Below are 12,220 nucleotides of genomic sequence, written 5' to 3' on the forward strand. Positions count from 1 at the left end.
TCAGCGCTCCGTCAACAAGAGACTACAACCGGAATCAGGACATGATCCATTCGGCCAGCAGCGGCGGCCGGGTCAGTCCGCCGATGGGCTGGAAACGGCACTGAGCGGTGAGTTCCACGCCATCCTTGAAGATGGAGACAGGTCTGTCTGCGGAAACCACCACCACGATGATTTCTTCATGCTCCGCAGTAAAACGGAGTGCGGAGTTGAAGCGTGCGCCGCGGGCTCGGTTCTCGCCGGGAACAATGCGACCGTCCATGAGGCAGGCAAAGCCGTGCAGCTTGAGGTCGCGTCCCACATGCACCGCGCCGTCGAGTTTCGCCAATGAGCAGGCAAGCTTGAGCTGGCTGCTTTCCTGTAAATCCAATGGCTTTTCAAAGTGCTGACCAGACATGGAGAGTTGTTCCTTGGCCGTGTCGATGACCAGGGTGCAGCCGTGTTTGCGGTCGCGCACACGGTTGACCATGAGCGAGACGATCTGGAGCAGGGTATGCTGATCGCCCATGTCCATGTCGGTTTCCAGCAGAAGTTCTTCCAATTGCACCAAGTTGGCGCGGAGATTGGAGGAGTGGAAACGACCATCAGAGAAGCTGCAGACCAACGAATCCTTGATCCAGAGGAAGCCGTGATGCCCGCTGAACTGGGCGGCGAGATAAGCGCCGGGCATGGGGCCGATGGCGATGCCGAGCATGCGTTTGCCGTCGGAGACCAGTACGCGCCCGGACTCTTCAACTGCCTGTAGAAGCTTGCGAACATGTTTGGTGTCAGCAAGTTGCGGCTGCTCCAGTGCGGGGAAGCGACAGACAAAGCGGACCTTGTCCAGTTGGCTCGGTTCCACCACGACCACTCGGCCGCGTGGCCACTCGCCTTCCTCCTGTGTGGAGGAGACGCCGAGGACGGCATCCAGGAACGGGTAGACACGGATCTGGGTGTCCCACCAGCCCTGACGGCTGCGTTCATCCACGATGTAGTCGCGGATGGCGTGGGTGGCGCAGTGCTGGAGCACGAACCCGGCGGTATCCAGATTCTGAACATCGCGGGTGGCGAAATTCTGGGAGACCAGTCCTGCGGCAAATTCGAGCCAACGCTTGGTGGGGCCGACAGAGCACATGTCGGGATGTTCGTCAGTAAACCAGGCCTGATAGTGCATGTGGCGTGAACGTGCACCGAGGGAAATGATGCCTGTCAGGTCGAGGCCGTTGTCTTCAGCGTCAATGATGCGGAGTTCATTGGTGGTGACGGCATTGCCACGCCATTGGGATGAATAGAGGTAGAAATCCCTGAGCTTGGGTTCATGTCCCGAAAGGAGGTCGAGGGGGTCGAAAATGCGTGGCGGCGAGTCGGGTTTCTCTGCGTAGATGAGCGCGGCGCGGCTGGGCTTAGAGAAATGGGTCAATCCATCACGGAGCCCTTCCATGATGTGAAAAATACAAATATTTTCGAAAGATGCCTGACTCATGCACTAACTCCTGTAAATACCTAGCCTCCCATATGGAGATGGTAATTGGTGTACCTTCAAACCATGAAGGAAGTCCAGCAAATGTCATTATTCACACCAGTTCGAGACATTTTGCCCCGGTTATTTATGATATGTGCAAATGTGAAACGCATTTGCCTGGACGAACCTCGGCGGGTATAGGGGGTAAATGAAGTACGTTGGCGTGGACGGCTGCCCCGCAGGGTGGTTTGTCGTATCTCTAACCGACCACAATGTGGATTGTACGGTCTTTGAAACCTTCCGAGAGTTGTGGGAAGCGCATGGTGATGCCCATACTATCATGGTGGATATCCCCATGGGGTTGCCCGGTGGAAACCAGCCTCCGAGGGCCGCGGACCGGCTCGCACGTGAAATGCTTGGTCCAAGGCGGTCATCGGTCTTTTTGCCCAGTGTCAGGGAGGTGCTGAGTGCCTCTTCATATCGGGAAGCATGCGAGATTAACCGACAACTTACCGGTAAGAAGATATCCAAGCAATACTGGTATCTCGTTCCCAAGATTCAGGATGTCGATTCGTTGCTTCAGGATGAGCCCGGTGCTGTGAAGGTGTTGCGTGAATCACATCCTGAGCTCTGCTTCTGGCTCGCCTCGGGCGGAACGATCCAGCACTCCAAGAAAACCGGTCCCGGGTTGGAGGAACGGCTGACAGTGCTTCGTAAATATTTGAATAATACAGGTGAGATATATGGTCTCGTCTTGCGTAAATACCTGCGAAAAGAGGTGGCGCGGGACGATGTGGTCGACGCCATGGTTCTGGCTGTGGCCGCAAGGCTGGGAGAAGGGGAGATACACTCCCTGCCGAACCCGCCAGAGCAGGATGAAACCGGTCTGCCCATGGCCATCTGGTATCCGGACTTCGGACAAGACATGTGAGGAACTGCAATGAAATACAAAACAACGCGAACCGTTCTGCGCAAGGGGCCTGTTTTGCTGCTTCTGGCGCTCACTTTGACCCTGGGAGCCTGTGTGAAGACCATCCAGCACCCCCGAATGGACGTGACCTTTCTGCCTGACAAGGGAGACTTCATCTCCAAGTATGGTGATCAGCTCTCCATAGACGAGATCACAGCAATGGCAAAGGGTAAGGACTATATCCTGATCGGTGAAGGTCACAGAAATCCAGTTGACCACAGTGTCCAGCAACAGCTTCTTGCCGCCCTCGCAGCGACCGAAACGCCGCCGTCCGTGGGGCTTGAAATGATCGCCGTGGACATGCAGCCCGTGCTCAATGATTTTGGCAAGGGGCAGGTGGAAGTGGACGCGCTTGAGGAAGAACTCGAGTGGAGTGAGCGATGGGGATTCTCTTATTCCCTGTTCCGTGGCCTGTTTGAAATCACCCAGCGCAACAGTCTGCCCGTGGCCGGGCTCAATGTTCCGACCCGTATAACCCGCAAGATTTCCAAGGAAGGCATTGAATCCCTCACCGATGAGGAGCGCGCCTTCCTGCCCAATGAGATCGTGCCGCCTGCCAACGCGCAGGTGCCGCTCCTCGATTCGATCCTTTCCCAGCACAAGGGCAAGGATAAGGACGACGCGACCCAACGTGAGCGGTTCCATCTGGTCCAATCCATTTGGGATTCCAAGATGGCCGAAGAGGCCGTACGGCTTCGCAAAGAATTTGATTGGCCTGTCATGGTCATCGCCGGTGGCGGCCACGTCGAATACGCATGGGGCATTGCCCGTCGTATCCGTCGCCATGACCCTGCTGCGAAGATTCTAACCATCATGCCGTGGCGCGGTGGCGAATTCGACGACGAAGTCGCAGATGTATTCTTCTATTCTCCGGATACTTACGTGTCCCGCATGGGCGCGACCCTCACAGCCCAGCCTGCTGGCGGACTGCTGGTGGAACGCGTCGAGCGTGGCTCCCGTGCCGAGAAGGCGGGGCTGCGTCCCGGTGACGTGCTCCTTGAAGCCTCAGGTATCCGTCTGGATCACCTGTTCAGCCTTCATATTGCCGGGGCCAAGGTGCACAAGGAAGACAAGGAACTGACCTTCCTCGTCCAGCGCGGCGAGGATACATACTCCACCAGCGTGGGCAAGCTCGGCAAACGTCCGAGTTCCTCGAAAAAGATGAAGAAGTCCGAAACCATGCCTACCAAGGCCTCTGAAGCCGAAACCAAGACTGACAAGGAACAATAAATGCGCTCTCTTTCCCTGATACTCGTCCTTGCGGCCATGTTGCCGCTGCACGTTCATGCCGCCGATCTCGGCGCCCTCATGCCCGACAATGTGGGTGACTGGCAGCGCGTCGAGCTGCTGACCGGCCCCGAAGCACAGGAAGCAGTGGACAAGCTCCACGGCAAGGCGCTTCCGGCCGAGGCCTCGGCCGTAGCCCGCTACGCAAAGCCCGAACAGAAGGGGCGTCCTGCCGAAGCATGGGTTTCCCGCGTTTCCTCAGAAAAGGAAGCCCGTCGCCAGACCGGGCAGATGGTTCATCTCATGTATGAGAATCCCCGTTCGCCGTTCAAGAATCCCAGCCGCCTCGATCATGCGGGACATGCCGTTTATCGTTTCGAGGGAATGGGGCAATCGCATCTGATCTGGTTCAGCGGCGATCTGGTCTGGTGGATCAGTGTGGATGAGGCTGCCGAGCAGGTCATGCTCGATGCGTTCTGCAAGTAAATCGTCACAATGCGTCCGGTTTTCCGGCCATGCGTTGACATAAACCCGTTTATACGAGTAATGGGCAATAAATAACGAAAATCATAAGGTGTAGCCATGAAATCCGTTCAAGCCGTACTTCTTGCCCTTGCTCTGCTGTTCACAGCTTCGGTCGCCCAGGCCGAAGGCGACAGCATCGTCTCGGAAATCCGAGGCGGTGTGTATGCCCATGACATCAGCTTCTGGAGTTTTCATCGTGAGAGCGGTGCGGACATCAATGCCGAAGTGCTCTTCACTTCGCCCGATATGCTTGAGGCCATCTGGGCGCCTCGTCCGCATGTGGGCGTGACGGTCAACACCAGCGGCGACACTTCCCATGCCTACACCGGGCTGACCTGGGAGTACTTCCTGACCGATCGTTTCTTTGTGGACGGCAGTCTCGGTCTGTCCGCGCATAACGGCTATCTCAACACCAATAAAAGTGATCGCAAGTCTCTCGGCTCCCCGGTGCTGTTCCGCGTCGGTGCTGCCGTTGGCGTGAATCTCACTGAAAAGGTCAACGTATCCGTGCAGTACGAGCACATGTCCAACGCCTACATTGCCAACCCCAACGAGGGAATGGACAACGTCGGGCTGCGACTCGGTTATCGTTTCTAGGCACGACGATAGAAGATCAAAAGAAAGCTCCCGGCTGCCAAGCAGTCGGGAGCTTTTTATTTGGAAAAAGGGGAGGGGGAGGAGAGGAGGTCGGCCTGCGGCCTCCGATTGTTAGGTGATTTCGTCTCCGACGGCTCAAGGCCGAGGGCCTTAAGAATCCCATTTGCGCCTTCGGCGCGAGTAGGGGCTATGAGGAGGGGATCATATTGGAGTAATCAGTCCCTTTCGGATGTCTTTTCTCGGGGGTGGAATGCTCCATCTCGATGACTTTCACCAACAAGTCCGCATTGGGACTGCCGGGGTCCATCAAACGCAGCAAAGTCAACGCGAAAAAGACCACGAGCAGGACGACAGGACCGATCAGGCAAAGAGTCATGGGACACCTCCTTTACCTAATCCAATCATACCATCGTTACCACCCCGTTACCAGTCGGTGACGCTTCCGTAAAAGTAACACAATGTTGCTCTATTTCTGCTTCTCTAAACGAATACCTGTTCACTAAGTAGAGTGCTTAAGCAAGTCTCCTCACCCGCGCGGATGCGCCACCAAAATGTTTAGGAAAAGGAGGGGATGGGGGTCTATCTCTGCTGTCGACATCTCTAAGACCGAACAAGTTCGGCCTAAGAGCTGACGCGGGGGAAGGGGAGGCACGCCGCGCAGCGGCCACAAAAAAACCGCCCACCCCGATGAAAGTCGGGATGGGCGGAGTCTTGATTACGCTATCTTTCTAATTAACCGAGGATTTCCTTGAGGTCTTCGTCGGGGGTGGAGATGGGAGCGATGTTGTAGTTTTCCACCAGGAAGTTCAGCACGTTGGGGGTGATGAATGCCGGGAGGCTGGGTCCGAGCTTGATGTTCTTGATGCCGAGGGCCAGCAGGGAGAGCAGGATGGCGACGGCCTTCTGCTCGTACCAGGACAGGACCAGGGACAGGGGCAGCTCGTTGACATCGCATTCAAAGGCTTCGGCAAGGGCCAGAGCGATCTTGACTGCGGAGTAGGCATCGTTGCACTGACCGACGTCGAGGAGACGGGGGATGCCGCCGATGTTGCCGAGCTGCTTGTCGAAGAAGCGGAACTTACCACAGGCGAGGGTCAGGACCACGGTGTCTTCGGGGGTCTTCTCGACGAACTCGGTGTAGTAGTTGCGGCCGGGCTTGGCGCCGTCGCAACCGCCGACGAGGAAGAAGTGCTTGATGTTGCCTGCCTTGACGGCGTCGATGACGGTGCCGGCAACGGACATGACGGTGTTGCGGCCAAAACCGGTCATGACGGTACCCTTGTCGGTGTCCTCGGGGAAACCGGGCATGGCGAGGGCGCGCTCGATGACAGGAGTGAAATCGTCATTGGAGACGTGCACTGCGCCGGGCCAGCCGACCAGGCCGGTGGTGAAGATGTTCTCGATGTAGTTTTTGGGATCCTGAATGCAGTTGGTGGTCATCAGGATGGCACCGGGGAACTCGGCGAATTCCTTCTTCTGGTTCTGCCATGCAGTGCCGTAGTGACCGGCGAGGTGCGGGTACTTCTTCAGTTCCGGGTAGGCGGTACAGGGCAGCATCTCACCGTGGGTGTAGATGTTGATGCCCTTGCCTTCGGTCTGCTTCAGCAGGGTGTGCAGATCTTTGAGATCGTGACCGGAAACGAGGATAGCCTTGCCTGCGGTGGCGCCGAGCTTGACTTCGGTGGGCTCGGGATGGCCGTAGGTGCCGGTGTTGGCGGCGTCGAGGAGCTCCATGGCGCGGATGTTGATGCGACCACATTCGAGGCCGGCTTCAACACACTGTTCCAGAGTCAGATCAGTGGACAAGGTGGCAGCGAGCAGGACCTGAATTTTGGCGTAGAGCTCGTTGTCTTCCTGGCCGAGGATGGCAGCGTGATCGGCGTAAGCGGCAACACCCTTGAGGCCGTAGGTCAGGGTCTGCTTGAGGGACTTGAGATCCTCATTGGGCTCGGGGTCGTTCTCGACACCGTACTGAGCACCCTGTGCGACCAGACCGGCGAGGTCGAGGGCCGGGGCCAGAACTGCGGGGCCGTCGAATTCGACGCCTGAAACCTTGGCTTTCAGGGCATCGCGCTTGGCGACACATTCATTGATAAGAGTGACGAAGCGGGCGTCGTCAAAGTTGACGTTGGTCAGGGTGGAAAATACAGCCTTGACGGTGAAGCGGTTCACGTCGATGTCTTCGATGCCCTGCTCGCGGGCAGCAACGGCTACCTGGGACAGGCCCTTGGTGAGGTGCAGGAGCAGGTCCTGAAGAGCTGCAGTTGCATCGGTCTTTCCACAAACGCCTACTTTGGTGCAACCGCCCTTGGCGGTCTGTTCACACTGATAACAAAACATAGATTCACTCCTTGATGTTTTGGTGATTTCGATTCGGTGAAAACAGGTTTAGTCCAATCCTGAACCCGGTAGTATGACTTGAGTCAAAAAAGGGTGGAAAAAGATATTATTTTTCCAAGAGAAGTGAATGATAAAAGGCGTATTTATGTTCTAACATGCTGATATAAAGCTGTAATTGCTCATATCAACTAAACGTCAGAAAAAAGAAAAAAAGATGGTCAGCATGTGAAAGGGAAGTATGTGGCTGCGTTTCCTATAGAGAAAAAAGACGCGCATCTCTCTCGTCCCTGAGGGAGATGGCCTCTTTTCGGGCATGCATCATGGTTTGTGGGGATACATGCCGCGACTGGGACGTGGGTTAGCTCATTTGCGCCTGGTAGGCCTGCATTGCCATGCGCTGGGTCATGGCAGAGACGTTGCCTTCACCTTCGTCCGGGAACAATGAACTCAAGCTGGAGTCTCCGTTCTGGAACGCCTGAAAGAGTTCGGACATGCTCACGACGCCGTCTTCATTCAGGTCGAGCACGTCGTAGTCCTCTTCGCTGTCGCTGCTGCTGGAGCTGCTGGATTCGGATGAGGCTGCGGCAGCCTGTTCCTGTGCGCCCGGAGGCGGTGCAGGCATGCCCTCGGCGGCCTTGCTCTCGATGTCAGCGGTCAATTCCTCGGCCGAGATGGACCCGTCGCCGTCTGTATCAATGGAATTGAAGATCTCTTCCGAGAGCGGGGTCTCGTCCAGAGTCAACAGCCCGTCGCCATCCGCGTCATCCTGATCGAAAATGGATGCTGCCATCTGGCTGGGGTCAATGCCCGCCATCTGCATGGTCAACTGGCCCATCAGATTCATTTCCTCTTTGCGTGATTCGGCGTCCGCGCTCAACTCTTCAGAAGAGATGAATCCGTCACCATCCGCATCGATGGAGTTAAATCTGTCCTCATCCAGTGGGGTCTCCCCCAGGCTCAGTAGTCCGTCACCATCGGCATCGTCCTTGCTGACGATGAACTCGGCCATTTCGTCCGAGTCCATTTTCTGTCTGCCCGACATGCCGCCCATCTGCCCCATCCCGAAGCCCGCTGCCAGAGTCGAGCTGTCCAATGCTGAAATGCTCATAGTGCACTCCTTCTTGTTGGAGGTTGGCAAAACGGCAAGATTTGCCCGATGCAAATCACCACTGGTCGGCGAGCAAGCATTAAGCCCAATGGGGCCGGATTTATATTAAGAATTATTAAGAAATATAAAGGGGTAAATGGCAGGTTTCAACTGCCTGTAATCGTGAAGGTTGTCAGGAGGGATTGTGTTCATTTGGGCTTGCGTTCTCCGTCTGCCAACTAGTGAAACAGGCCAAGGACGTGATCAAACCGGAGAATTTGTCCCGTGTAAGCGGGGTTTTTCCTGTTGTCTCTTCTTCTGAACGTCACCATTTAGCCCCTTTATTAACGGGCGGGCTTTTGGTAAGGGTTTTCAATCTCTGTAAAACCGGGAGTTGCATGCATTATTGTCCCGTAAAGGGCGCGATGAGGCGTCTTTGGTTCGCTCTATTGTTGGCGGCGACCATTCTGTGCCTGTGTGCCGGTCCCGGATGGGCTGCCAAACGTGCGTCTGCAGAGGTTTCCAAGAAGAAGCAGATCCTGCTGCTCAATTCCTATCATCAGAATTTCGCCTGGAACGAAGAGATCTTCACCGGCATCCTCGATGTGTTGCGTCCCAAGGAGACCGGCATCGTGCTCCATGTAGAGAACATGGACACCAAGCGCGTGGCCTTCAACCACCGATACAGCGAACAACTCAGGGATGTCTTCGAGCACAAATACCGGAACATGCGTCTGGACCTGATCATGGTCACGGACAACAACGCCTTCGAGTTCATGCGGCGTTATCAAAAAGTGTTATTCCCGGGCGTGCCTGTCGTCTTCTGCGGTGTTAATTTCTATCGTCATGAACTCATTAAGGACTATCCGCTGTTCACAGGCGTGGCAGAAAATGTGGACGCAAGGGGTACGCTCTGGTGGGCACTGAACCTTCACCCCGACACAAAGACGATCTACATCGTCAACGACCATACGCCGTCGGGCAAGGCCGTGGCTGAGACGATCAAGGAAAGCCTGCTCAACTTCGCGCCAGCCATTGATGTGCGATATGCTGCGAACAAGGACCTTGATGGTATTTTACGTGATGTCGATAAACTTCCTGAAGACAGCATCATTCTGTTCGGCATCTATTACCGCGACGTCAATGGACGGTACTACGATGCGGCCGAAGCTGTGGGGGCGCTCGCCCGACGTTCCAAACGACCGGTCTATGGCCTGATTGACTTCGATCTCGGGCACGGCATCGTGGGCGGCATGCTCACCAGCGGCCGTTTTCAGGGACAGTCCATGGCCCAGATGGCTCTGCATGTTCTGGCCGGACGGCATCCAAGGGATATCCCTGTCATTGAAGAGGGCATTTCCCAACCCATGTTCGACTACGAGGTGCTGAGACGCTTTGACATCAGCGTGAATTCGCTGCCTGACGATAGCGAAATCATCAATCGTCCCACTTCGTTCTATACGGAAAACGAAACACTTATCTGGCTCGGGATGGCCTTCACCTCCATCCAGATGGTCATCATTCTGGTGCTCGTGGTCAATACTTCCCGCCGCAGACAGGCGGAAAAGGAACTGCGTCGCACGCATCAGTCCCTTGAAGAGCGTGTCCGTGATCGCACCAGCGAACTCAAGGAGTCGGAGGAGGCCCTGCGTACGGTTTTTGATGCCTCCCATGACTCCATTTTCATTCACGACGGTTCAGGCCAAATCCTCGACGCCAATGAGCGCATGCTCAAGATGTACCGCATCTCCCGTGATGAGTTGCGCGATCTGTCCATTGCCCGGGATATCTCCAGTCGACACAACGCCGTGTACCGCCTCTCCTCCCTCTGGCGGGCGGTTATCAAAGGGGAGCCGCAGTTCTTCGAGTGGAAGGCGCGACGCCCTCATGACGGCAGTGAGTTCGACGTCGAAGTCTATCTTAATCGCATCGTGTTCCGCGGGCAGGAGGCCATTCTGGCCAACGTCCGTGACATTACCGTCCGCAAGGAGTCGGAGAACCGAATCCGCCAGTCCCTGTCCAAGTTTGAGGCTATTCTGGAGAACTCGCTGGTCGGTATTGCCATGACGCGTGGCCGCAAGCTGGCCACCATAAACCGGCGCGGGGCCGAGATTTTCGGCTATCTGCCCGGCGAAGTCATAGGCAGCGACATGTCTCTGTTGTTTGATTCTCCTGATGCGGTGGAGCAGTTTATCAGGGTGTCTCGCGAGGCCCTTGAGGAGCGGGGCGATTTCAACTGCGAGCAGGAATTTCGCAATAAGGCCGGTGAGATGGTCTGGTGTCGCATGTACGCCAAGTCCGTGGACAGAGAGTCCCTGAAAAAGGGCGTTATCTGGGCCTGGGATGATGTTACGGATCATCGTCGTGCGCAGGAGGACCTTATCCACGCCCGTGAGGGGGCCGAGGCCGCCAACCGCGCCAAGAGTGAATTTCTGGCCGCCATGAGCCACGAAATCCGTACCCCCATGAACGCCATTGTGGGCATGACCGACATCACGTTGCAGACAGACCTGAATGACGATCAGCGGGACTATCTGAGGACGGTCCGTGATTCGGCCCAGCATCTGCTTTCCATCATCAACGATATCCTTGACCTGTCCAAGATCGAAGCCCAGAAGCTGGTGCTCGACAGGACCGATTTCGATCTGCCGTTCCACGTGCAGACCACCATCAAGGGACTGGTGATGCAGGGGCGGCAAAAGGGGCTGGATGTGGTGCTGGACATTGATGAGAAGGTCCCCCATTGCGTCAAGGGCGACCCGCTCTCCCTGCGTCAGGTGCTGGTCAATCTGGTGGGCAACGCCATCAAGTTCACCCACCGCGGCACCATCACCATCCGTGTGCGTCCCATCGTGCCGGAGATGGACCGCGACCCGTCCGACGACCGGGGCCTCGGTGTCCTGTTCGAGGTGGAGGATACCGGTATTGGCATCCCCAACGAGTTCATGGACTCCATCTTCCAGAGTTTTTCCCAGACCACCCGCGCCTTTGGCGGTACCGGGCTCGGTCTTGCCATCTGCAAGCAGCTCATCGGCCTCATGGGCGGAAAGATCAATGTCAGGAGCAAGGTGGGCAAGGGGTCCACGTTCATCTTCGACACCTGGTTCGAGCAGGGGCTGACCTGCGCGGCCCCCGTTGCCATTGAGAAGCAGATGCCCGAGGCGCCCCAGCGGCCCGTTCGGGTGCTGGTGGCCGAGGATAATGACGTCAACGTCATGGTCACGACCCTGCGTCTGGAAGAGATGGGCTATACCTACACCGTGGCAGGCAACGGTCTGGAAGTCCTCGATATGCTCAAGCGCGAGCACTTTGATTTGGTGCTCATGGATATTGAGATGCCTGTTCTGGACGGTATCTCCGCCACCAAGGCGATCCGTTCCGCAGTAAAGGGCGGCCCCATTCCCAATCCGGACATCCCCATTGTCGGCGTCACAGCCCACGCCCTCAAGGAATTTCGCGAGAAGAGTCTGGATGCGGGCATGGATGACTATGTGTCCAAACCCGTGGATTTCCATGAACTCGCCGTGATTATCACGAGGCTGGTGGGTGCCTCGCCGTTCCCGGTTGATCCAGATAGTGATGGAAGCGAGGCCGTAGTTAACCCTGAAGCGGTTCCTGCCATAGATCCCTCGACTGGTGTCACCGCCCACGGAGATTTACCGCCATGGACGCCGGAGAAGGCCATGGAGGATCTGGGTGTGGATCAGACCATGTTCAATGACTTTCTTGCTGCGGCCCGCCACGAGCTCTCCACCATGCTGGATGAGATTCGGCAGGCGGCAGGCTCCGGTGATCTGTCAATGGCTGCCGGATTGGCCCACACCATCAAGTCCCTGTGCTCGTCTATCGGCGCGCAGGTGGCCGCACTGGCCGCAGCCGATCTGGAAGTGGCCTGTCGTGAGGAGCGGCAGGACGACATCCTGCTGAATAATTTGGAACAAGAGGTGCGACGGCTTCTGGATCTCATGGACGCAGTGTAGAGAAAATTATTATAATGGGTTGTACAATCTTTTCTCCTTGGGATAACGTCACTTAT

9 protein-coding genes are annotated in these 12,220 nt (G+C 56.4%); 5 read left to right on the forward strand and 4 right to left on the reverse strand.

Translation table 11 applies throughout. The features are described 5' to 3' along the window. Positions 1 to 34: 34 nt before the first annotated feature. Positions 35 to 1,459 carry a DNA integrity scanning protein DisA nucleotide-binding domain protein gene (locus HFN16_RS06505; RefSeq protein ID WP_168889982.1) on the reverse strand — a complete coding sequence of 475 codons (1,425 nt, stop codon included), beginning with the start codon at positions 1,457 to 1,459 and terminating at the stop codon, positions 35 to 37. A 187-nt stretch (positions 1,460 to 1,646) separates the two neighbouring features. Here HFN16_RS06505 and HFN16_RS06510 point away from each other — a divergent pair, with 187 nt between their 5' ends. The 4 genes from HFN16_RS06510 (at position 1,647) to HFN16_RS06525 (ending at position 4,757) form a co-directional block, all read left to right on the forward strand. Next, positions 1,647 to 2,369 carry a DUF429 domain-containing protein gene (locus HFN16_RS06510; protein WP_168889983.1) on the forward strand — a complete coding sequence of 241 codons (723 nt, stop codon included), beginning with the start codon at positions 1,647 to 1,649 and terminating at the stop codon, positions 2,367 to 2,369. Between the two features lie 9 nt (positions 2,370 to 2,378). Further along, on the forward strand, positions 2,379 to 3,638 hold the full coding sequence (locus HFN16_RS06515) for a ChaN family lipoprotein (protein ID WP_168889984.1): 1,260 nt from the start codon (positions 2,379 to 2,381) through the stop codon (positions 3,636 to 3,638). Further along, positions 3,639 to 4,121 carry a hypothetical protein gene (locus HFN16_RS06520; RefSeq protein ID WP_168889985.1) on the forward strand — a complete coding sequence of 161 codons (483 nt, stop codon included), beginning with the start codon at positions 3,639 to 3,641 and terminating at the stop codon, positions 4,119 to 4,121. A 96-nt stretch (positions 4,122 to 4,217) separates the two neighbouring features. Continuing rightward, entirely contained in the window at positions 4,218 to 4,757 is a 540-nt protein-coding gene (locus tag HFN16_RS06525) for an acyloxyacyl hydrolase (protein ID WP_168889986.1), read from the forward strand. A gap of 187 nt (positions 4,758 to 4,944) precedes the next feature. On the opposite strand, the gene HFN16_RS06530 is transcribed toward HFN16_RS06525, so the two are convergent. The 3 genes from HFN16_RS06530 to HFN16_RS06540 form a co-directional block, all read right to left on the reverse strand. Further along, on the reverse strand, positions 4,945 to 5,133 hold the full coding sequence (locus tag HFN16_RS06530) for a hypothetical protein (protein WP_168889987.1): 189 nt from the start codon (positions 5,131 to 5,133) through the stop codon (positions 4,945 to 4,947). A 356-nt stretch (positions 5,134 to 5,489) separates the two neighbouring features. Further along, entirely contained in the window at positions 5,490 to 7,097 is a 1,608-nt protein-coding gene (hcp, locus tag HFN16_RS06535; protein WP_168889988.1) for a hydroxylamine reductase, read from the reverse strand. Positions 7,098 to 7,455: 358 nt separating this feature from the next. Then, a complete protein-coding gene (locus tag HFN16_RS06540) occupies positions 7,456 to 8,205 on the reverse strand; it encodes an EF-hand domain-containing protein (protein WP_168889989.1) in 750 nt (249 codons plus the stop codon). A gap of 404 nt (positions 8,206 to 8,609) precedes the next feature. On the opposite strand from HFN16_RS06540, the gene HFN16_RS06545 reads away from it, so the two are divergent. Further along, the gene (locus tag HFN16_RS06545) at positions 8,610 to 12,164 is read left to right on the forward strand and encodes a PAS domain S-box protein (RefSeq protein ID WP_168889990.1); all 3,555 of its coding nucleotides are present in this window, start codon (positions 8,610 to 8,612) and stop codon (positions 12,162 to 12,164) included. Positions 12,165 to 12,220 lie beyond the last annotated feature (56 nt).

Origin of the sequence: Pseudodesulfovibrio sp. zrk46 (genome assembly GCF_012516435.1) — a bacterium.
Lineage (GTDB): Bacteria > Desulfobacterota > Desulfovibrionia > Desulfovibrionales > Desulfovibrionaceae > Pseudodesulfovibrio.